Annotated in this window: 17 protein-coding genes; 4 read left to right on the top strand and 13 right to left on the bottom strand. The window is 36.7% G+C overall.

What is annotated here, in order from left to right:
- Positions 1-128: 128 nt before the first annotated feature.
- The 6 genes from D0817_RS14350 to D0817_RS14325 all read right to left on the bottom strand — a co-directional run bounded on the left by D0817_RS14350 (position 129) and on the right by D0817_RS14325 (position 10,042).
- Complete coding sequence (locus tag D0817_RS14350; protein ID WP_127339068.1) at positions 129-2,894, bottom strand: PD-(D/E)XK nuclease family protein; 2,766 nt, start codon at positions 2,892-2,894, stop codon at positions 129-131.
- 63 nt (positions 2,895-2,957) lie between these two features.
- A complete protein-coding gene (locus tag D0817_RS14345; protein WP_127339067.1) occupies positions 2,958-4,424 on the bottom strand; it encodes an OmpA family protein in 1,467 nt (488 codons plus the stop codon).
- A 113-nt stretch (positions 4,425-4,537) separates the two neighbouring features.
- Entirely contained in the window at positions 4,538-5,731 is a 1,194-nt protein-coding gene (kbl, locus tag D0817_RS14340; RefSeq protein WP_127339066.1) for a glycine C-acetyltransferase, read from the bottom strand.
- A gap of 70 nt (positions 5,732-5,801) precedes the next feature.
- Complete coding sequence (locus tag D0817_RS14335) at positions 5,802-8,960, bottom strand: UvrD-helicase domain-containing protein (protein WP_127339065.1); 3,159 nt, start codon at positions 8,958-8,960, stop codon at positions 5,802-5,804.
- A 146-nt stretch (positions 8,961-9,106) separates the two neighbouring features.
- Positions 9,107-9,706: a lipoprotein signal peptidase gene (locus D0817_RS14330; protein WP_127339064.1), complete on the bottom strand. Its 600-nt coding sequence runs from the start codon at positions 9,704-9,706 to the stop codon at positions 9,107-9,109.
- A gap of 120 nt (positions 9,707-9,826) precedes the next feature.
- Positions 9,827-10,042: a hypothetical protein gene (locus tag D0817_RS14325; RefSeq protein WP_127339063.1), complete on the bottom strand. Its 216-nt coding sequence runs from the start codon at positions 10,040-10,042 to the stop codon at positions 9,827-9,829.
- A gap of 176 nt (positions 10,043-10,218) precedes the next feature.
- Between D0817_RS14325 and D0817_RS14320 the strand changes: the two genes are divergently transcribed.
- Complete coding sequence (locus tag D0817_RS14320) at positions 10,219-10,575, top strand: roadblock/LC7 domain-containing protein (protein WP_127339062.1); 357 nt, start codon at positions 10,219-10,221, stop codon at positions 10,573-10,575.
- A 31-nt stretch (positions 10,576-10,606) separates the two neighbouring features.
- Positions 10,607-10,987, top strand: coding sequence for a hypothetical protein (locus D0817_RS14315; protein WP_127339061.1), 381 nt, complete (start codon positions 10,607-10,609; stop codon positions 10,985-10,987).
- Between the two features lie 190 nt (positions 10,988-11,177).
- Here D0817_RS14315 and D0817_RS14310 read toward each other — a convergent pair whose 3' ends face one another.
- The 6 genes from D0817_RS14310 to gdhA form a co-directional block, all read right to left on the bottom strand.
- On the bottom strand, positions 11,178-11,558 hold the full coding sequence (locus D0817_RS14310) for a TraR/DksA family transcriptional regulator (RefSeq protein ID WP_035681592.1): 381 nt from the start codon (positions 11,556-11,558) through the stop codon (positions 11,178-11,180).
- Between the two features lie 7 nt (positions 11,559-11,565).
- Positions 11,566-14,967, bottom strand: coding sequence for an isoleucine--tRNA ligase (ileS, locus tag D0817_RS14305; RefSeq protein ID WP_127339060.1), 3,402 nt, complete (start codon positions 14,965-14,967; stop codon positions 11,566-11,568).
- A gap of 130 nt (positions 14,968-15,097) precedes the next feature.
- Positions 15,098-15,811 (bottom strand): DNA repair protein RecO, encoded by a 714-nt coding sequence (gene recO / locus D0817_RS14300; protein ID WP_127339059.1) that lies wholly within the window; start codon positions 15,809-15,811, stop codon positions 15,098-15,100.
- Positions 15,805-16,839, bottom strand: coding sequence for an acyltransferase family protein (locus D0817_RS14295; protein ID WP_127339058.1), 1,035 nt, complete (start codon positions 16,837-16,839; stop codon positions 15,805-15,807). Before D0817_RS14295 ends, recO begins: the two co-directional genes overlap by 7 nt.
- Before the next feature lie 9 nt (positions 16,840-16,848).
- Complete coding sequence (gene porZ / locus D0817_RS14290) at positions 16,849-19,119, bottom strand: type IX secretion system anionic LPS delivery protein PorZ (RefSeq protein WP_127339057.1); 2,271 nt, start codon at positions 19,117-19,119, stop codon at positions 16,849-16,851.
- Positions 19,120-19,293: 174 nt separating this feature from the next.
- Positions 19,294-20,637, bottom strand: coding sequence for an NADP-specific glutamate dehydrogenase (gene gdhA, locus D0817_RS14285; protein ID WP_127339056.1), 1,344 nt, complete (start codon positions 20,635-20,637; stop codon positions 19,294-19,296).
- Positions 20,638-20,960: 323 nt separating this feature from the next.
- Here gdhA and D0817_RS14280 point away from each other — a divergent pair, with 323 nt between their 5' ends.
- The gene (locus tag D0817_RS14280) at positions 20,961-21,755 is read left to right on the top strand and encodes a THC0290_0291 family protein (RefSeq protein ID WP_127339055.1); all 795 of its coding nucleotides are present in this window, start codon (positions 20,961-20,963) and stop codon (positions 21,753-21,755) included.
- 60 nt (positions 21,756-21,815) lie between these two features.
- On the opposite strand, the gene D0817_RS14275 is transcribed toward D0817_RS14280, so the two are convergent.
- Positions 21,816-22,958: a cystathionine gamma-synthase gene (locus tag D0817_RS14275; protein ID WP_127339054.1), complete on the bottom strand. Its 1,143-nt coding sequence runs from the start codon at positions 22,956-22,958 to the stop codon at positions 21,816-21,818.
- Between the two features lie 105 nt (positions 22,959-23,063).
- On the opposite strand from D0817_RS14275, the gene D0817_RS14270 reads away from it, so the two are divergent.
- Positions 23,064-23,807, top strand: coding sequence for a DUF3298 and DUF4163 domain-containing protein (locus D0817_RS14270; protein WP_127339053.1), 744 nt, complete (start codon positions 23,064-23,066; stop codon positions 23,805-23,807).
- Positions 23,808-23,826: the final 19 nt, after the last annotated feature.

The following is a 23,826-nucleotide window of genomic DNA, read 5'->3' as shown; positions in this document are numbered from 1 at the left end:
GCGCACTCTACTACCGAAAAGCTGCTTATTATTTTGTTTGGGACATAGTCATTCTGCCTTTTTTTCCAAAAACTGTTTATCCTTTCTTTTCAACTGAAAATAAAATCGTCTTTTAAAAGACAAATCATCTAATTTATTTTTTCCTCGAATGGAATCGCAGCATCAAAAATTTCCTTTAGCAACAAAGCTATTTCTTCCAGGTAACTGCGCAAAGTTTCGTTCGTTACCGTAATATCCAGTTCTCTGTCCTCCTTAAATCCAAACGGAAGAAATCCCGACTTTAAATTTTTGAAGGAGATAATACCAACTTCCACAGGAATAGTTCCGGCTTTCTCCTCAAACATAAACGCATAGGCCAGCACCTGAATAATTTTGTCGTTTTTAAGCTCCTGAGTCAACCCGTTCCAGGATTTCAGTACTACATTCGTTTTCTCTACTTTTCCGGTCTTATAATCGATAATTCTTACTTTTCCGTTTCGCAGTTCGATTCTGTCCACATTTCCCTTAATCAAAACAGGAAATGGCAGAGACGGATGCGTAAACTCCCGCGCAAAAGTTTTTTCCAAAGCAATGATTTTAACCGCATCTCCGTTTACAATCGAATCCAGTTCCATTTTCAGGAAGTTGGAAACATTTCGTTTGGCTACTTCAAAAGCCAAAAGATTGCGTCCTTTTTTTATTTCCCCTTCTTTATAAACTACTTTAAATTGCCTTAAAACTTCATCATCAAGCAGTTTAAAACAATTTTTTATATCAGCTTCTGAAATAAATTTGTCTACAAAAGGATCGTATAATGATTTTAAAGTTTCATGTATAATTGTTCCCAGTGTATTCAGGGCAATATTTTCTTCGACTTCCTCCACTTCACGGATCCGAAGGATTTTCTGAAAATAAAATTCAATGGGATTCCGGATATAACTGGTCAAAGCTGACGGAGAAAAACCGGTCTCCGCAATTTCTTTTAACCGTTCCATCACCGCTTCAGATTTCGGAATCACCATCGGCTTGTAGGCCGTTGTTGGCAAAACAGGATTGTAAATATCAAAAGTAAGATTATGCTTTACTTGTTTTTCGACTTCCAGCTGCGTGATAAAACGACTGCGTTCGCCGGCATCCAAACCATCATTTTCAGTATTGTAAATCAGATAAATATTTTTTGCCCTTTGCAGCAAATGGTAAAAGTGATACGTATAGATAGCATCCTTCTCTTTAAAAGTGGGCAGACCCAATTCTTTTTTTACGTCATAAGGAATAAATGAATTTTGGGATTTCCCGGCAGGAAATTTTCCTTCATTCATGGAAGTCACAATTACAGTATCAAAATCCAGAACACGACTTTCGAGAACCCCCATAATCTGCAATCCTTTTAAAGGCTCACCTTCAAAAGAAACCTCGGCAACATCAATTACCTGTTTGTAAATCGCATAAAGGGTATCAATATTGTCAATATATTTATGTTTGGAATAGTAATTAATCAGTTTATTGATTACTTTAAAAATAGCAAAGACAAACGCTTTTGCAATTTTTTCTTCTTCATTATCATGACTGAAATTGTCTTTAATTACCAGCAAAAGTGTCGAAATGTTTTCGAGAACCGCCACCGATCCGTTCTCCCATTTTTGAAAGAGTAATTTAAAAAGATCCGATACATTTGAATTCAGTTCAAACAATCTGTTGTGCGTTATAAAAGTATAATTATTCTCTTTTATAATCTTAACCAGATTTCCAGTATGAGCATAAGGTTCCACAAGAGGATGCGTTAAAATATCCAATATATCCTTATAATAAAAAACATAGCTTTCTCCTTTTCTGGAGAGCGCATTGGCATGCATTTTGAATAATTTCGCAATCAGTATTTGCGATGGATTATTTTTACCTGAATATCCCATAGTAATATTCAAAGACCCAACCGAAGAAGGTAAAGCATACAAAACGGGCATTAAAAGATTCTCTTCACCTAAAACAATCGCGACCTTATCAAGGGAGGTTAAGGGATTTTCAGCAACTATTTTTTCGATAATACTTCCGGCTAATTTAGCCTGACCAATCGTTTTTGGAGTTCCGATGACCTGAATATTTTTTGATTGTGAAAAATCATCCACAATCCACTCAAAAGGATTCGACTTATAGTGTTTCCAGTTTTCTTTAAAGCGACGGACAAAAAGTCCTGCGTCGTGATAAGGGTCATTAAGAAAAGTCTGATCGACATCCCAATAAATTTTAGCCTGATCTAAAGCTAAAAGATGCTGCACGATTTTTTCTTCAGCAGCATTTAATGCATTGAAACCTGCAAAAACAAAATGACGCTCTGAAATTGTATTTGAAAAATGATTTAGATTATTAACTGCTTCCCGATAAATCAATCCCTGATATCCTATTCCTTTATGCAGCAAATGATTATATAAAGACTCATAATACAATGGTAGAAGTTTCCAGAAATCAATATATTTTTCCAGAAGCTTAGTTTTATTTTCGACTTCTATTCCCCACTTTTTGATGTCTTCGATATCATTCAGATAAGACAAAACATGAGAAGGCTCTAATAAGTAACGATCAATTTCATTAAAATCCTGAAGAAGAGTTTTTGCCCAATTGGCAAATAACTCGAAGGACTGCTGGTTTTGTTTTTCTGTAACAGAAAGATATACTTCATAGAATTCAAACAAAAGTTCAATGGAATCAACAGACCGAATGGCTGCGACATCCTGCACGAAATCTTCTATGCTAATGATATCGGGAGAAAGAATTGTATGGGTAGTTTCTTTTTTTAAAGCTTCAATTAAAAAAACCTTTGCTCTTTTATTTGGCAGAATAATAGTTGTTTCAGCAAGTTTACCGGAATAATCCTGAATTATAACAGCGGCTATTTTTTCGAGAAAAGAAGTATTTATCATTGTATAAAAATAAAAAAAGCCATTCAATTAAGAATGGCTTTTAGAATTTATTTAGAAAGTAAATTACAATTTACCTTCGTATTTAGAACCGATATGTTTGATTTCAGTTCTTCTGTTTTGTGCTTTACCTGCAGCAGTTTTGTTACTTGCAACTGGTTGAGACTCACCGAAACCTTTAGACACTAAGTTATCAACATTTACTCCTCTTTCGATCAAAGCGTTCATAACTGCAGCAGCTCTGTCTTCAGAAAGTTTTTGGTTCAATTTATCAGAACCATCGCTATCTGTGTGACCTTCAATGCTGAATTTCGCGTTTGGATAGTTTTTAAGGATTTCTTTAATTGCATCTAATCTAGCTGGAGTTTCTTTGTCTCCTGTTTTGAAAGTAGCTTTACCTGAGTTGAAGTAGATTGCTCTAGCTTGAACTTTAAGGTCTTCTAAAGCCTCAGAAGTAACTTCTGGACATCCTCTGTTAGAAGCAGGACCTGCAACTGTAGGACAATCATCATCTTTATCTAGAACACCATCTTTATCAGCGTCTAAGAAAGGACAACCACCGTTTTCTTTTGGACCAGCAACTGTAGGACATTTGTCATCTTTATCAGCAACACCGTCACCGTCAGCATCTGGACAACCTTTTAAAGCAGCTAAACCAGCAACATCTGGACAAGCATCATCTTTATCAGCAATTCCGTCTCCGTCAGTATCAGGACATCCGTTTAATGCAGCTAAACCAAAAACATCTGGACAAGCATCAGAAGCATCAACGATTCCGTCTCCGTCTGTATCAGGACATCCGTTGAATTGTTTTAAACCAGCAACGTCTGGACAAGCATCATCTTTATCGTAGATACCATCACCGTCAGTATCTTTACCACCAAATTTGAAGATAAGACCTGCAGTGTGTTGGAAATGAGATGGAGCGTCTGGAACACCAGCAGCATCTTCTCTGTCTCCACTAACTGACCATTTGTATTTAGTAGCAAGCTCTAAACCAATAGCATCAGTAAACCAGAAAGTTAAACCAGCACCTGGGTTAACAGTTCCGTAGCTGCTGTCTCCGAAGAAAACATAACCACCACCAACAGATAACGAAGGATCGATTACTTTAGATTTGATTAATTCCTGGAAGCTGTACTTAATAGTAGCATCAATTCCGTAATACATCAAATCACCTGGATTTTCAACAATCATTCCTCTTGCATCATGCCCTGCAGCATTTGGAGCAAAACGAACATATTTGTCAATTTTATTCACAGACCCTTGTAAACCAACAGAAAATCCTGACCCTACGTATCTAGACACTCCAATGTAAGATAAAGATGGAAGGATATTCCAGTTATCTTTTACAGCGAATGGCTGAGAGAAATGCGCCGGAAAAAAGTCAACATGTTCTGGACTTGCACTAGTCCTAGTATCCACGGCATTCACTCCAAAAGAGATAGCCCATGGATTGTTACTGTCTTGCGCGTGTGAGGACAACCCCATCACCATCATTACAGCAACTAAAAGTTTGTTAAGATGTTTCATACTTAATTTTTTTTAATTACAATTTAGTTAATTACTAGCAAAAGTAACACCAAAATTTTTAAATACAAAATGAAATGTTAAAAAAAACCTACAAAAATTCAATAAAATGGGAATTATATAACTTTTAACATTTTACCAACTGATACAAAAGCACTTATAGCTTTGTCCAAATGCTCCTTTGTATGCGCTGCTGAGAGCTGAACACGTATTCTCGCCTTCTCTTTCGGGACAACAGGAAAAAAGAAACCGATAACATAAATGCCTTGTTTTAAAAGTTCATTCGCCATTGTTTGTGACAATTTTGCATCGTACAACATCACGGGAACAATTGCAGAATCGCCATCGATAATATCAAATCCGGCCTTTTTCATGCCTTCTTTAAAATAATTCGTATTCCATTCTAATTTATCTCTTAGTGAAGTATCTTTTTCCAGTAATTCAAAAACTTTAATGGAAGCCCCTACAATTGCAGGCGCAAGCGAGTTTGAAAACAAATAAGGTCTTGATCTTTGACGCAGTAATTCAATAATTTCTTTCTTTGCTGTTGTATAACCACCCATTGCTCCACCCAGTGCCTTACCCAGTGTACCTGTAATAATATCAACTCTTCCCATGACACCTTTTGCCTCAAGTGTTCCTTTACCGGTTGCACCGATAAATCCGGCCGCATGACATTCATCGACCATCACCAAAGCATCGTATTTATCTGCCAGGTCGCAGATTTTATCTAACGGAGCAACAACACCATCCATAGAAAAAACACCGTCGGTCACAATTATTTTAAAACGTGCACCTGCTTCATTAGCCTTAATTAACTGCTCTTCCAGATCTTCCATATTACTGTTCTCATAGCGATAACGGGCTGCTTTACACAAACGAACGCCATCGATAATAGAAGCATGATTTAAACTATCTGAAATAATAGCGTCATTTTCCCCAAATAATGGCTCGAAAACACCACCATTTGCATCAAAGGCCGCTGCATATAAAATAGTATCTTCTGTTCCATAAAAATCAGCAATCTTTTTTTCTAAGGTCTTATGAATATCCTGCGTACCACAAATAAACCGAACCGAAGACATCCCAAAACCATGTGTGTCCATAGCGTCCTTAGCGGCCTGAACCACCTCTGGATGAGACGATAGCCCTAAGTAATTATTAGCACAGAAGTTCAGAACTTTTTCCCCGGTTGAAATTGTAATTTCAGCGTCCTGCGCCGAAGTTATAATGCGTTCTTTTTTAAAAATTCCGTTCTCTTCAATTGTTTGCAACTCACTTTGCAAATGATCTTTAATTTTACCGTACATTTTTATTTATTTAATATGTTAAAAATTAACAACTTAACGAAATCAACTCTTTAACATCTGATTAATTTCATCACAAATTTACCACATCAACATCTGTTCCTATATATACCAAAGCTCTTTTTAACACTTTGTACCCCAAATCTTCAATAGCTTCCTCATATTCCTGAATTTGTTTCGTGTATTTCGCATTACTGACACCGGTTTTATAATCGAGAAGGTAAGCCTCCTTGTCTTTTGTGAGAACAATGCGATCCGGTTTTAAAATCTTGCCTTCTTTCTGAACAATCGTCTGCTCGTTCAGAATCTTGTCATTTCCATTAAAACAAACACTTAGTTCCGGATGATTCACAATTTCACGCAGTGTTATCAGTACCTTTTCTGTCTGATCTAAAGTAATAAGTCCATTTTCAAGCGCTTTTGTAACCGCCAGATCCACATCTGATTTATCTTTAACGAAAGCCAGAATTTCATGAATACTATTTCCATAAGAAATAGCATCCTGCTGATGAGTTCCCCACATTAAAGCTTCGCGCTGCGCAATTTTTATATTTTTCGGATTCAAAACTTCAGAGACCATTGGAATTACCTTGACCAGATCTGCCATTTTTGAAGGCGGAGAGAGCTTTGTTTTGTTTCCAAAATCATATGCTGTCTTTTCGGGATCGTAAATCCCTTTATGCATCAAATATTTAATAAAAAAAGAAGCCATATTATTCGGGAATTCTCCGTCTTTTCGCTCTTTTAAAGATTGTGAAATAACATACAACTGTTCTTCGGCACGTGTCAGGGCGACATATAAAACATTGATGTTATCCAGCAATTCTTCCTGTTTTTTTAAATTAAAAACTGCCGAGGCACTTTCACCGAAACCTTCCACAGCACTGCTATTATCAATCAGGGCTTTTGGCACGCCCAAATCAGCTTCTTCTGTATCCAGCCAGAGTTTATCTTTTGGTTTCCTGTTGTAATCTTCTTCTGCAAAAGGCATGATGACTACCGGAAACTCGAGACCTTTCGATTTATGGATGGTCATAATGCGGACAGCATTATTTCCTTCCGGAGAAGGAATACTGAATTTCTCCGCATTTTTATCCCAATAACCTAAAAAATCGGCAATACCTGCCTGATTTCTAATGTCGCGCTCCAAAACAATATCCAGAAAAAACTGCACATAGGCATTTCCTTCTGAAGGAAGAATAAATTTTGAAATGATAATTTCGACCGCTTCATACAAAGATTTCTTCCTGATATCTTCAAAAGAAAGCGAAACATCAAACGCCAAGAGCCAGTTTTCAAAATCACTTTCGAGTCTCTGAGCCATTCCGTTTGCGATAAAATCATGAATCGGAATTTCAGTTTCCAGAGTGGTTCCCAGAAAATGTAAAAAATTAGCTTTCGACTCCAGATCGGCACTATTATTTAGATATTTCAACAGATGAACAATCAATCGAACCTCTGTAGCATTCTGAATCATGAGGGTTTCTGACGAAAGAAGCGGAATATTCTGTTCTGTCAGATAATTGGCAATGGCGATTCCCTGATCCCTTTTGCGGGTCAGAACTACGATGTCCTTATATTCAAAACCTTCCTTAACCACTTTTAAAATTGTATTTAAAGTCGCCAGCACATATAAATCTGATTTTTCCACAACATCTTCTTCATCTGCAAAATCATTTTTTTCTATTATGGGAAGAAAAGAAATGTTGACATAGCCGCCTTTTTTAGAATTTGGATTCTGAAAGCTATGATTTTCATATAAATCCTTATAATCCTCATTCGTAAATTCGGTTGAAATCAGTTTAAAAAAAGCATTATTAAAATCAATTACTTCGCTGTAGCTTCTGTAATTGGTGTTTAAATGTTCCAGTTTTTTATCCGGATTCGCAAAAGGATTTGCTTCTTTACTTAATTCAATAAACTGCTCGGCCTTTCCTCCCCTCCAACGATAGATGGATTGTTTCGGATCCCCCACAATCATCAGTGTTCCTTTATTCCCGAAATCATCCTGGCCCGAAAGCGCATTGTCAATTAGCGGAATCAGATTCTGCCATTGCATTTCTGAGGTATCCTGAAATTCATCAATAAAAAAGTGGCGGTAACGTTCTCCCAAACGTTCGTAAATAAAGGGTGCCGGCTGATTCTGAATTTCACGATGAATAATCGCGTTGAATTCTGAAATAGACAAAATATTTTGTTCCGACTGAATTTTGGCCAGTTCATTGCTTACCGTATTCAGCAAAGAAAGCGGTGTTATGTTTTTCAGAAAGGCTTTGTAGAAATCCCTTTTTTCGAAGTTTTTATAGATCTTATCTAAAGTCAGCAGTAATTCCGGAATAAGATTTTCGATCAGAGCCCGGTCACTCGCCGTTTTATTAATGGCAATATCCTCAAATTCGTGAAATGCTTTATTTCTCGGATTGAATTTTCCATCACGAATACTTTCCAGATGATTTGGAAAAGTCCCTCTTGAAAACGACTTTAAATCAATTCCGTTTTTATCGATCAACTCGAGAGTCTGTGTTGCAAATCCGGTATTTTCTTTTTCTAAATCGGCACACAAAACCGACATTTTCTTTTTTATCGCAACAAATTCCTCAATGGATTTGTCCTGAAAATGAGAAATTTCATTTCTGTTGTTTTCATTCAGCACCAGTCTTCCGGTTTCAAGGATTTCACGCGAAACATCCCAACTTTTATCATCGTCGGTTTTTTCCATGGTGAAATCGATCAGCAATCTGGTGAGCGTTTCATCCTGTCCGGCCTGAGCAATAATTGCATCAACGGCTTCTACCAGTAAATTTTCGGTATCAAGTGTCACCTCAAAAGTCATGGGCAAATTCAGGTCATGTGCAAAAGCACGAATTACCTTGTGTGTAAATTTATCTATGGTAGAAATATCAAAAGCAGCATAATTATGAATAAGATGCTTGATAATATTCTGGGATTTTGTTTTGATTTTTAGGATCGAAAGGCCTGTTTCACGGGACAAATCCTCCATTAAATCCATAGCTTTTGATGAAGGTTCTTCTTTGGTAAATTCAGACAAACTCCCGACAATACGGCTTTTCATTTCATGAACCGCTTTATTGGTAAAAGTGATTGCCAGGATATTACGGTAGGCATCATTTTTAGGGGAAGAGAGAATTATTTTAAGATACTCTTTGACCAGCGTATAGGTCTTTCCCGAACCTGCAGATGCATCATAAATAGAAAAAGACGGACTTTGCATAGGTTTGATTTTGTATTGTAAAAATAGTACAATAAATAGTAATCCCAATACGGTGAAATTTTCAATAAAAAAATTCCAAATTCCAATAGCTGTAAATCACAGCATCCATTGGAATTTGGAATTTTTTTATTGGTATTTTCTACCTTTTATGAATGTTTCGGGAATGCTCTTTTATTAAAAACCAGCAGGATACCAACACCGGTAGAAATCGCCATATCGGCAACATTGAAAATAGCATTGAAAAACATAAAATGCTTCCCTCCAAAGAAAGGCAGCCAGGCTGGCAAATTACCTTCCCAAATTGGAAAATAAAACATATCCACTACCAAACCATGGAACCAGGTTCCGTATGGAGTTGGTGAAAAAAGCGTTGCAAGATTATGTGTACTGTCGTCAAAAATTACTCCGTAAAAAACAGAATCCAGGATATTTCCCGCAGCGCCGGCAAAGATTAGGGCAATAGCCACGATCAGATAAGCAGAATGACGTTTCTTAATTGCATCAGCCAGCCAGTACCCGATTCCGAATACAGCAAAAATTCTAAAAACAGTCAAAATTAATTTTCCATATTCCCCGGGAATTTTGGTTCCCCAGGCCATTCCTTCATTTTCTATAAAATGAATTCTAAACCAGTCCGTAATAACCACTTCTTCACCTAAGACAAAATTTGTTTTTACATAAATTTTAGAAAGCTGATCGATAAGTAAAACTAAAAATATAAGGAAGTACGAGTTTCGTAATGACATTTTATGAATTTTTGATGGCAAAAGTAATAATTTAATCAAAAAGAACGCCCCTTAAGGAGCGTTAATTGTTTTATAATAAAATAAGCCGGTCTAAAAATATCTTTGACCAGCTATATATCTCTATTTCTTAACACTTGAATTTCCTGCTGTTTTAGGGGCATCCGTAAAAAATTCAGTAAGGGATTTAAATAAACCTTTCCCTTCTTTTCCTGCAGCGACCTTTTTAGCGGCGTCTTTTGCGATCTGAGATTTTAATTTCGTACGCGTTTTCTCGAATTCTTTCATTCTATTTTCAACATCCGAGTTCACATCTTTGAATTTCAACACTTTAGCCATAATGTAAGGTTTTTATAGTAAAAAAATTAAATTATTATTCGTTCGGTAATACAATGATACATAAAATAATTTATATTTGTTAGGAAAATTAACAGTTGTTTAGTCAGAATACATCCCAAACTTTAAATACCTTAGCAATATCAATATATTTTTAACAACTCCTTAAATCCTTCCAAATGAATGAAATCACCACCATCCTGAACGATTTTCTGGTTAATACAAAATCTACGTCGGCACTAATTTTAAACGGAAAAGGAAAACTCATCACATCACTGCACATAGATTACGGAGACAGCGTAGCAGCCATGAGCGCAGCAATTTTATCCATGAGTGAAAAATTCTTATCGGATCTCGACAAGGGTTCTTTGAAGCAGTTGTTTTTAAAAACAACGGAAGGGGTTGTAATCGGAAATAAAATCAGTGGCTCACACTTTGTGGTGGCTTTTTCAAAAGACGGGAGCAATCTCGGATTATTGATGCGTACAACAGATGAACTTTCGACAGAATTAAGCAAAAATTCCCTATTGAAATAAATAAATCTATTAACCACAAAACCACAACATTATGAGTAACGACTTTTTAAACGTGTTTTTAAATGAAATGAAAACAAACGTAAACGGCTTTATTGCTATTGCCGTAACCGAAATTGAATCCGGATTAAGCTTTGGTAATTTAAGTTTAGACCCGTCTTTTGATCCTGAATTGGCAGCTGCCTACAACCTGGAAGTTGTTAAAGCAAAATTAAATGCCGTAAAGGCTTTGAATTTAAATCAGGAGATTGAAGATATCTTAATTACGCTTTCATCGCAAATTCACATTATTGATATCTCACCGAATAAAAAATTTATGATTTATCTGGCGGCAGACTCCACTAAGGCAAATTTAGGAATGACAAGAGCCATCCTGAAAAAACATAAATTGGAACTGGAAAAGAATTTAGCGTAATGCCTTATATTTTATTGCTTAATCAGAACTATCCTTAATCAAGACAGTTCTAATTAAGCAATATTTTTTTTAACCCTGCACGACTAACTGCCCTCACTGCCTATTTTCTTTTCAGGTGTAAGACATTTATGATAATCGCAAATATACCTGCATAAAAAACGCCCCAAAAGGAGCGTTTAATTTGTATAACTTATCGTTGCAGATTTTTTGCTTCAATACTCATAGTAGCATGAGGTACAATTTTCAGTCTTTCTTTACCGATTAATTTACCTGTTACTTTGCAGATACCATATGTTTTGTTTTCTACACGGAATAATGCGTTTTTCAAATCACGAATAAACTTTTCCTGTCTGATAGCCAACTGCGAGTTCGCCTCTTTTGACATTGTTTCACTTCCTTCTTCAAACGCTTTGAAAGTTGGGGAAGTATCATCTGTCCCATTGTTCAAATCATTCATGTAAGCACTTTTTATTAAATCCAGGTCGGCTTGTGCTTTTTGTATTTTATTTTGGATTATTTCTTTGAACTCCGCCAAATCGGCGTCAGAGTATCTTGTAATTTCATCTACCATTTTTATATTATTTTGAAATTAATATCATTGTTTTAATATCATCAAATTCAATTTCTATGCCGCTTTCCAAAGCATCAGTAAAAACCAAATTCTCTGTTAGTGTCTCAGACTTAATATAGTCTTCATTCTTTAAGATGGCTTCTTCTAAAAGGCCGGTTCTTTTAATTTGTACTTTAATCTTATCAGTAACCTCAAATCCTGAATCTTTACGGATATTCTGAATTCTGTTTACTAATTCCCTTGCAATACCTTCGTTTTTTAAATCTTCGGTGATTGTTATATCAAGCGCAACTGTAATTCCGTTTGAATTTGCTACCAGCCATCCTTCAATATCCTGAGATGTTATTTCGACGTCTTCCAGAGATAAAGTTACATTATTTCCAGCAATAACAATATCTAACGTCCCCTGCTTGTCCAACTGATTGATCTGATCGGAAGAAAAGCTTTGTATTTCCTTAGAAATCAAGCCCATATCTTTTCCAAAGCGTGGTCCTAAAGTCTTAAAATTAGGTTTAATCTGCTTTACTAAGATGCCCGAAGCATCATCTAAAAGCATGATTTCCTTAACGTTTACCTCTGCTTTTATAAGCTCGGAAATTGCTTCGATTTCAGCACGCTGATTCTCGTCAAGTACCGGAATCATTACCTTTTGCAAAGGCTGACGCACTTTGATCATTTCCTTTTTACGAAGAGATAAAACCAATGATGAGATGGTTTGCGCCTTCTGCATTTTACTCTCTAACGTTTTATTAACAAAGTTTTCGACAAATTTTGGGAACTCAGCCAAGTGAACACTGGCATATTTCTCAGATTCTGTAGAAATTGTTAAGTCGCGATACAATTTATCCATGAAAAAAGGAGCGATTGGAGCACTTAATTTACTGATCGTTAGCAGACAAGTATAAAGCGTCTGATACGCTGCAATTTTATCATGAGCGTATTCGCCTTTCCAGAAACGACGACGACACAAACGAACGTACCAGTTACTCAGATTCTCCTGTACGAAGTCAGAAATAGCCCTTGCTGCTTTTGTCGGCTCGTAATCTTCGTAACATTCATCAACAAATTTTATTAAGGAATGCAATTCAGATATGATCCACTGATCGATTTCAGGTCTTTCGTTTAACGGAATTTCAGCTTCTTCATATTTAAACCCGTCGATATTGGCATATAGCGAAAAGAACGAATAGGTGTTGTATAAAGTTCCGAAAAACTTACGACGCACCTCAGCAATTCCCTCCAGGTCAAATTTCAGGTTGTCCCACGGATTCGCATTCATAATCATGTACCAGCGGGTGGCATCGGGACCATATTCTTCAATGGTTTTAAAAGGGTCTATTGTATTCCCTTTACTTTTCGACATTTTTATTCCGTCTTTATCCAGAACCAAACCGTTGGAAACTACATTTTTATACGCTACTTTATCAAAAACCAGGGTTCCGATGGCATGTAGGGTATAAAACCATCCACGGGTCTGATCTACACCTTCTGCGATGAAATTCGCAGGAAAATCTTTATTCTCGTCGATTTTATCTTTATTTTCAAAAGGATAATGCCATTGTGCATAAGGCATTGCACCAGAATCGAACCAGACATCAATCAAATCGCTTTCGCGTTTCATTGGCTGGCCTGAAGCTGAAACTAAAGTAATTCCATCCACTACATTTTTGTGCAAATCAATTAAATCATAATTGGATTCAGACATGTTTCCGATTTCAAAACCTTTAAACGGATTTTCTTTCTGAAAACCGGCTTCGATAGATTTTTCAATCGCATTGTATAATTCTTCAACAGAACCAATAAGAACTTCTTCTTTTTTATCTTCAGTTCTCCAGATTGGCAACGGAATACCCCAATATCTAGAACGAGATAAGTTCCAGTCGTTGGCATTTTTCAGCCAGTTTCCAAAACGTCCCTCACCAGTAGACTTAGGCTTCCAATTGATAGTTTCGTTCAGGTCGAACATTCTATCTTTTACATCGGTTACTTTAATGAACCATGAATCTAGCGGATAATATAATAACGGCTCATCTGTTCTCCAGCTGTGTGGATAACTATGTACGTATTTTTCAACCTTAAAGGCTTTATTTTCTTCTTTTAAACGAATAGCGATTTCAACATCAACAGAACGTTCCGGAGCTTGTCCTTCATCGTAATATTCGTTTTTAACATATTTACCGGCAAGATCTCCTAAATGAGAGGTAAACTTTCCTTGTAAATCTACCAGCGGCACTGGTGTTCCGCTTTCGTCCAAAACCAGCATCGGCGGAACTTCCGGTTTTGCTTCTTTTGCTACTCTGGCATCATCTGCACCAAAAGTCGGAGATGTATGTACGATACCTGTTCCGTCTTCTGTTGTTACAAAATCCCCGGCAATTACCCTAAAGGCATTTTCAGCATTTTGGTACGGCAACACATACGGTAATAATTGTTCGTAACGGATTTCAACTAAATCAGTCCCTTTTGCTTCTGCCAGAATTTTGTACGGAAGTTGTTTGTCGCCATTTTTCACTTTGTCAAAATCAGCATCGTCTTCGCTGGCAAAAAACCCTTTCCCGAACTGTTTTCCCACTAAATTTTTAGCAAGAACCACATTTACAGGTTCGAATGTATACTGATTGAATGTTTTTACTAAAACGTAGTCAATTTTTGGCCCAACGGTCAAAGCGGTATTCGATGGCAATGTCCAAGGCGTTGTCGTCCACGCTAAAATGTGGATTTCTCCAAAACCCTGTAAAAATGAGGGCAATGTTTCCGGTAAAGTTTTGAATTGCGCTACAATCGTAGTGTCCGTAACATCACGGTAAGCTCCGGGCTGATTTACTTCGTGAGAAGATAATCCAGTTCCTGCTTTTGGGGAATACGGCTGAATTGTGTATCCTTTGTACAATAAACCTTTGTCGTAGATTTGTTTCAAAAGCCACCAAACCGATTCCATATATTTGGGTTTGTACGTCACATACGGATCTTCCATATCAACCCAATACCCCATTTTTTCGGTCAAATCATTCCATACGTCGGTATAACGCATAACGGTTTTTTTACACGCTTCGTTATATTCTTCGATAGAAATGGTTTTGCCAATATCTTCTTTTGTGATTCCAAGTTCTTTTTCGGTACCCAATTCTACAGGTAATCCGTGCGTATCCCAACCGGCTTTTCTTTTAACCTGAAAACCTTTCTGGGTTCTGTATCTGCAAAAAATATCTTTAATGGCACGTGCCATCACGTGGTGAATTCCCGGTAATCCGTTTGCTGAAGGCGGGCCTTCAAAAAATACGTAAGGCTCAGCACCTTCGCGAGTTGTTACACTCTTTTCAAATATATTTTCTTTCTTCCAAAAATCAAGTACTTCTGACGCTACTGTTGGCAAGTCAAGTCCTTTGTATTCAGTAAATTTTGTGCTCATTTTATCCTTTTCTTAATCGAGGTGCGAAAGTAAGGAATTTTGAGGTAAATAGATAAAAGATGACAGAAAAAAGAGCGATGCCCCGTAATTTCAGTCAGATTCCGCAAAAAATAGTTGCGTTTTCTAAATTTTAAGAGAAAACTTCTTTTAAAACCTCTAAAGATTTTGGCTTTTTGAATCCGTCTAAATGAAAGCTATAATAGTCAATCAATATTTTAAGTAGTATTTGCCTTTCAATTACATGAAAAACTTTCTGGTCATTATCAAATTTCAGATCGATGAGCTTTTTAAATAAAGTACTTTCGTGTTCCGTCAGCGAACCTACACCATGAAAAAGGGTAAAAATCCCGTCATACATTTCAAAAAACGGCAGTTCTATTTCCGAAACATCCGGATAAAAGCCCAGATACTTGGTGGTTTCGAGGAGCAGGATTAAATGGAAATTGGAAATATCATCATGATGATCCAGCCAGGTCAAAGCGGTCTCTAAAAACGTAAAAAGCGATTCGTTTTTTTCTTCTTCCTGAATGGAATAATGAAGCATTTCAGACAGAAACATGACCATCGTGCTTTTTACAATATCAGTATGAATACTCTGAAAAGGAACTGCCGTTTTTATTTCCTTGAAATTTTCCAAAGTCCCTTTGTTTTTATGCACGGCTTCAATTTCGAGAATGGACAAAGGCTGAAAATAAGCAATTTTCTGACTGGCTTTCCGGCTCGAAAAAGCATCGCGCACGAAATAAGATTTCAGGCCGTTGGAAAGCGTAAAACATTTTACGATCAGGCTTTTTTCCTGAAATTTTAAAGAGGAAATTACGATTGCTTTGGTTTTGACTAACATACTGTCGGAATGTGCTTTTGTTTATTCTTTTTAAAGCGGTCCAAAAATCTGCGTTCGATTAAAAACCAAGACAGGACAGCAAAGAACAAAGTAATCAAAATTACGGCAACGGCCATTAAATAAGGATTGTATTTTTCGAATAAATTGTATTGTCGAAACAATTGGATTATCGGAAAATGATAAATATACAGTCCGTACGTAAAATCACCATATTTCCCGAAATTATTCAAAAAGGGAAGATTGTAGGCCATAATGATCACAATACAGCCAAACGCGGCAGGATAAAACCAATCTGTAGGCAGACTTAAAAGGTAATAACCAATTAGGATGAAAGCTGAAAATGTCAAAATTGTTTTTTTGAATTTCATAAGGAGATCAAAATTCAAAAACAGAAAAATCCCTGTTACGAAATAAGACAAATACCCCGGCAGTTGTTTCGCTAATAAGGGCTTATTGAAATAAGAATCCATCATAAACCAATAGAATAATGACAAAATATAAAGGGCTGCCAGTACCAGAAAAGCGCTTCTGGTTTTTCTGATGGTATAAAAAATCAAAGGCAAAACAATATAAAATCCTTCTTCTACTTTTAAGGTCCACAAAGCCCCGTTTACCGCACAAAGAAGATTGCCTTCAAAAAGCCCCGGCAGGCACGGCTGCATGAAATTCAGAAAAACCAAATTCCATCCCAAATATTTATAGGTATTGCTATCTGAAAAATAATCCGAAAAATCAGCGCTGCTAAAGAAGGAAAAAATTAAAACTGAAAAAACGACCACAACCACATAAGCCGGTAAAATCCTTTTGGCCCGTCTGATGAAATACTCTTTTAATGAAGGGGTATTCACAAAACTTTTAGCCACCAGAAAACCACTTATTACAAAGAAGCCTTTTATCGCAATAATGGCATTAGAAAAATGAGACAAAAAGGCCAGATCACTATTTTGAGAAAGTTCCGAAATATGTGCCAACAGAATATTTGCAGCAAAGAAAAACCGTAAAAAGTCAAAACAATTTTTAGTATTCATAGCACCAAACTACCTGATAATCATTACTTTTTTAACTTTAGTTTCCGCTCCGTCCTGAGCCGATATAAAAATCATATACACTCCGGATGCTACTTTATATCTGCCAAAAGCGGTGGTATCCCACTCTATTGTTCCACCTTCGGAGGTTGTTTCGTAAACGAGATTTCCTTCGATATCTGTAATTTTTATATTCGCTTTATCCAGTAATCCAGCCACTTTTACCGTTCCCCCATAATTGGGACGCACGGGATTTGGATAGACATACACCTCGTTCAAATTATCATTTGCGGCAGTTGATACTCCTTTAAAAGAAATAAGTCCTTTGTCTGTTGCTATAAAAACTTCGCCTGTTGCACTGTTGATATCAATATCATTTATAGTGTTACTGGGCAAGGGAGAATTGTTTATGGTAAAATGATATTTGGTTTCCTGACCATTCGGAGAAACTAAGAAAACACCCGAATCGGCAGTCGCGATCCATTTGTTGTTGGATCCGTCGACCACAATATCTGTAATAAACTGCTCGTACAAAAGTTCCTGTGCCAACCCATCTTCCAGAATAATGATCGGTTTTGTTGTTAATTGGGGGTCTGTTAAAAAACTATTCACATTCGAAAGAATCCTTAGTCCTTTTGCGGTTCCTATCCAAAGCTGATTGTTATTATCCGGAGTGGCTACACGTGCATCAATAAAAGGAAGATTTCCTGCATCACTGCCCATTGTGATTTTTTTGAAAACATTTCCTTTTTCATTAAATCCGATAATCCCGTTATTATAGGTCGCCATCCATTTTGTTCCGTTTTTATCAATTGACATTCGGCCGAAAGGACAACTGGCAACATTTGTAATGATTGATTTTGTCGAATAAACCTGCCAGTCCCCGTTTGGTTTAAGCATTTTTATTCCGTTATCTACCAGGCTGTTATTCATCCATAAATTTCCGGATTTATCAAACACGGTTCCGTTTATCCAGACATCGGGCGTACCCGGAATAGCCTCCAATGAGCTGTTTCCTGTCCCGTAAAGATAAGTGGGCACCTCTTTTTCAATCTTTAATAAACCGGCATCATAAGAACCTGCATATACCTTATTTTCATTATTGGGATCTACCGCTATTCTTACCAATGATTTAGCGCCCAGAACTTCTTCATAAGGAATATCCAGCCATTGATCCTGACTGAATTTACTTATCCCGTAACTGTCTTTCGGATATGGATTATAGGCTCCTGAATAATCTCCGAAAACAGTCCACAACGAATTTGTTGTCGCCTGAAGTGCAAAAACACTATTCCGCAAAGGTCCTTTTGGTGTACTGTTCTCAAAAGCAGAAGCTCCCGAAAGTATTGACGAGAACAATCCATTTTCAGCGGTACCAATATAAATTAAATCTCCAACAGTGGTAGCACAGCTAAAATTCACTTTATCATTCAGCACCTGCGTATTGCTAATCTGACGGCTCAGCGTCATTTGATTATTATAAACATAAACCGTATTAGCTGTCGTAATAAATAGATTATGATTTTTAGCCCGCAGGTCTACAGCCGTTTGCGGAAGCTGAATAAATCCTGTAAAGGTGTTGGAATTGTACCTGTGAACGTAGCCTGCAGCATTAATTGCTATAAGTTGCGTATCGAATGTTTCAACGCTCGACCAATCTCCTGCATTAACTACACTCCACTGGTTGAAATCAATTAAATTTGCATTTGCAATATCCGCCCGTCTGATTCCGTTTGAAGTTGCCGCATAGAGAAAGCCATTAAAAAAGGAAGTTTGTTTTACCCTTATTTCAGCTCCGTTATCGCCAATAAAATAGGTGTCCCCAAATTGTAATGTTTTCAAATTAAACTGTACAATTCCAAAATCGCAGGAGACATACACAAGACCGTCATGCTCCATGAAGTGATTTATTTTTTTTAAATTAGGGGCTAACTGTTTATTGATAATATCGACTTTTTTTGAAATGCTTCCGTCCGTTTCATTCACGATGGTCAACAAACCGTTTTCATATCCAATTAAAGTTTTTTTAGAAGTTTCGCTGTAATAAATAGCAGAAATCGCCTGTCCCGAAAGTCCCTCGACTGTAGTGGTTGTTTTAACACTTTTGTTCGCCTGGTTACTGGCAAACATTGCATTTTCTGAAGCGGCAAAAACAGTTGTTGTACTTTCTGAAATATCTTTTATTTCATTAAACGAAAAATAACCCTGCCAGGATAATTTATTCTGTGCGACAGAGAATTGCATTAGCAATAAAAACAAAATATACAAAAACCTTCTCTTCATTATTAAATATGTTGGGATGGACAAATATACTACAAACGTAAGTATTTGAATTTTGTTCTCTTCATAAATAATTCACGTTATTACGGGTCATGAATTTTATTCTTTAAAAAATAAAAAAAATGCCTTCATTCCTCGTAAGACGAATGAAGGCATTTATAGAAATTGTACTTAAAATTATACTACACCCTGAGCAAGCATAGCATCAGCAACTTTAACGAATCCGGCAATGTTAGCTCCTTTTACGTAGTTTACGTAACCATCTTCGCCAACACCATATTTTTTACATTGGTTATGAATTCCAATCATGATATCTTTCAGTCTCAAATCTACTTCTTCACTGGTCCAGTTCAGACGAATTGAATTCTGGGTCATTTCTAATCCTGAGGCAGCAACTCCACCGGCATTTGCGGCTTTCCCCGGAGCGAATAGTACTTTATTGTCCAGGAATAATTTGATAGCATCTAATGTTGAAGGCATATTTGCAGCTTCCGTAACACATAGTACTCCATTATCAATTAGTTTTCTGGCATCTTCCCCGTTCAGTTCGTTTTGAGTAGCACAAGGAATAGCGATATCTACTTTTACTTCCCATGGGCTTTTCCCTTTGTGGAAAACAGCATTTGGATATTTTTTAGTATAAACTTCAGCTCTGTTATCACCCGTTGCTCTCATTTCTACCATGTGCTCGATTTTCTCTCCTGAAATTCCTTCTTCATCATAAATATAACCATCAGGTCCGGAAATCGTAACGACCTTCCCTCCTAATTCATTTATTTTTAGTGCCACACCCCAGGCAACATTTCCGAAACCTGAAATCGCAACTCTTTTTCCTTTAATTTCATGCCCTATAGTACGCAACATCTGATCTGTAAAATACACAACACCATATCCGGTAGCCTCAGGACGTATTAACGAACCTCCGTAAGCAATTCCTTTTCCGGTTAAAACACCTGTAAATTCATTTCTGATTCTTTTGTACTGACCAAATAAGTATCCTATTTCTCTGGCGCCCACACCGATATCTCCGGCAGGAACATCTAAGTCAGGACCAATATGACGGCATAATTCAGTCATAAAGGACTGGCAAAAACGCATGATTTCACCATCGGATTTTCCTTCGGGATCAAAATCAGAACCTCCTTTTCCACCTCCCATAGGAAGTGTTGTAAGACTATTTTTAAAAACCTGTTCAAAAGCAAGAAATTTTAATACAGACAAATTTACTGTATGGTGAAATCTTATTCCGCCTTTATAGGGTCCGATTGCTGAATTCATCTGAATTCTGAAACCTCTGTTTACAATGATTTCTCCATTATCATCTACCCATGGAACCCTGAAAATTATAGAACGTTCCGGCTCAGCAATTCTAAGAAGTAAGTTTTTTCCATCATACTTTTTTCTTTCTGCAATAAATGGAATTACCGTTTCTGCAAATTCTCTAACGGCTTGAAGAAATTCTGGCTCGTTTGGATTTTTTGACTCTACAAGAGCCATAAATTCATTTATTTTTTGTTCCATTTCTAAATAAATTATTCTAGTAAATTATTTTATTCTGACTCTTTTAAACTTAGAAAACACGTTTAAGAAAACGTTTTCGTTTTGACACACAAAGATATAGTAAATTGACAATTCAATGTTATTTTTTTTTGTTTCCGTTAGCGAATTGTATATTTTTCAAACAATCCTAAAAATAGTATTTTACAGTTCTGAAATTACAACAAAACAACCTAATTAAAGTTAGCAAATTAAGTATTTTGCTACTTATTTTCTAATAGCACAATATTATATTTTGAATCGTACATGTTTTTTATATATTTGCCAAGATTTGAAAGCCCAAACTCATGCTTAAACCTATAGTACTCACATTATTTGCCTTATTCGGAATCTCCACAACTACTGCAAATGCTCAATCTATTGCACAAGAAGTAGGAATTATATTCGGCCCCGTATCTTTTCAGTCTGATTATGGACAAAGACACAATTTTGAAACCAATGTCGGAAATACCGGATTTGGTGTCGGAATTGTTCACTTTATCAATTTTTCAGCCAACAGCAACAGAGATCGTTTCTTCTCAGAACATTTCAAGGTAAGATCGGAATTATCATTCAGTAAAACCGATTTAAAACATTTCGGAGAGGCAGTTGAAAGAACTCCTCCAAAAATAACAACAGAACAATTGAAAGCCATGACCGGCAGTTCTACTTTGTTCAATCTTGGTACACAACTGGAATTTTCGCCATTTATGAAAATACATGATTTCGAAAATACGGCTGGCAGCTTTAGTCCTTACGTAAGTTTAGGAGTTCAGGTTAGTTATTATTCAACAAAATCTGAATCATCATTAGGACCTTTAGGAAGTACACAAGCCACTTACCCGAAATACCTAACACCTTCTGATGGTCGTGCTTTTGGATTTTCTACCGAAAACGGTGTGGTTTTATCTGTTGTAACAGGTGTAGGTATTCACTACAAATTAACAGAGATGAGCGATTTAATGTTCGATATCCGTTATCAGGGATTTAGCTCTGACTGGGTTGACGGATTAAATCCTAACAAAGACATCTACAAAGAAAACAAATCTAATGATTCACAAGTATGGTTTAACGTAGGTTATATCTATTATCTGGAGTTCTAGAATTGACAAAATAAATTATAAAACAAAAACCCCAACTCTTTCGGATTGGGGTTTTGTTTTTTATGCCAGTGCCTGTTCTAAATCGGCTATTAAATCTTCTGCATCTTCAATTCCAACACTCAGTCGGACTAAATCATCAGTGATACCCACCTCAGCTCTTTTATCCGCAGGAATAGAAGCATGTGTCATTAAAGCAGGGTGATTTGCCAGTGATTCTACTCCACCCAATGATTCTGCCAGGGTAAAAACTTTAAGTTTTTCCAAAAATGCAATCGAATCTTCTTTTTTACCTGAAGTAAAAGTAAAAGAAACCATTCCTCCAAAAGCCTTCATTTGTTTTTTGGCAATTTCATGAAAAGGATGGCTTGGTAATCCGGGATAGTACACTGTTTTAATCTTTGGATGTTTCGTTAAGTACTCCACTACTTTTTCCCCATTTTCACAATGTCTTTGTACTCGTAATGAAAGCGTCTTAATTCCTCTTAAAACCAAAAAGCTGTCCATTGGCCCCAGTGTTGCTCCGGTTGCAAACTGCTGAAAGTGCAATTGTTCCCCTAAAGCTTCATCCTTTACGATCAGGGCCCCGGCAATAACGTCAGAGTGTCCCCCCAGATATTTTGTAGCAGAATGCATCACGATATCAGCACCCAGATCAAGAGGTTTTTGTAAATAAGGTGTCGCAAAAGTATTGTCTACAGCCAACCAGATTTTACGTTCTTTAGTGATTTTTGAAATTTCCTGAATATCGGCCAGTTTCATTAACGGATTTGTTGGTGTTTCAACCCAAATCAATTTTGTATTCTCATTGATCAATGACTTCAGTTTTTCAATATCGGTCATATCCACAAAGTGAAACTTAATGCCGGAATCTTTATAAATTCTGGAAAACATTCTATAAGTTCCGCCATACAAATCATCCATTGCGATTACTTCGTCTCCGGCTTTGAATCCTCTCAAAATACAATCTGTCGCTGCCAGACCAGAGGAGAAAGCCAATCCGCGGGTACCATTTTCAATACTCGCCAAAGCATTTTCCAAAGCCGTACGGGTAGGATTTGCAGCCCTGCTGTATTCGTAATCGCCCAAAGGCTGGCCCGGACTCGTCTGAATATAAGTTGAAGTTTGATAAACGGGAGGCATAACAGCTCCTGTACTTGGATCATGATGCTGGCCACCATGTATTACTTTTGTATTGAATTTCATATAGTTACATTTTTTAAACCAAATTTAACAGTACAAATTTACCGTTTAATTTATTTTAATCCAGCCACAACTCCTTACCTTTGTATATAATTAACACTTTTAGACATGAAACAGTATACTTTTTTAGTCTTTTTGTTTCTGATATGCATTAGTTGTAACAAAGAGCTTTCATTTGAAAATGAAACATTTGAAAAAAAAACCACCCTGCCCTGCGATAAAGACTGCCCTTCTGTTTACATCAATATTCCAATTGCAAAAAATAGTAAAATCATTGCAGACAGCATCAATAAAAAAATATATTCGACCGTAAAGGAAATTGTCTATTTTGAAGAAACACCACTAAAGTCTTCCGACTACAATACCTTAGCTTCGTCATTTATTGCTTCTTATGAAGAAATGCATAAAAAATTTCCAGGTGAAACGTTTGGCTGGGAAGCTAAAATTACCGGTAATGTCGAATTTCAGTCGGAACAGATTCTGAATATAAAAATCGATCACTATACTTTTACAGGAGGCGCTCACGGGTATCAGGGGTTCCGTTCTTTACTGTTCAGCCCTAAAACGGGGAAAGCAATTTTTAACGATCAGATTTTTAAGAATCCAAAACAATTTAAGGCTTTCGCGGAGAAAGAATTCCGGGCCAAATACAACATACCGGAGAAAGCCAATATCAATGCTACGGGACTAATGTTCGAAAACGACCAGTTTCAGCTGCCGCAGAATATTTTTTATACCGAAGAAGGATTGCTTTTATATTACAACTCTTATGAGGCCGCTTCTTATGCAGAAGGAGCGAAGGAAATCCTTTTTCCGTACGAGCAAGTCAGTCCTTTTTTACGCTATCACTAATAGTGCTGTGCTGAATTCT

Origin of the sequence: Flavobacterium cupreum (assembly GCF_003996965.1) — a bacterium.
Taxonomy (GTDB): Bacteria; Bacteroidota; Bacteroidia; order Flavobacteriales; family Flavobacteriaceae; genus Flavobacterium; species Flavobacterium cupreum.
This window is presented reverse-complemented; position numbering and strand designations above follow the sequence as displayed.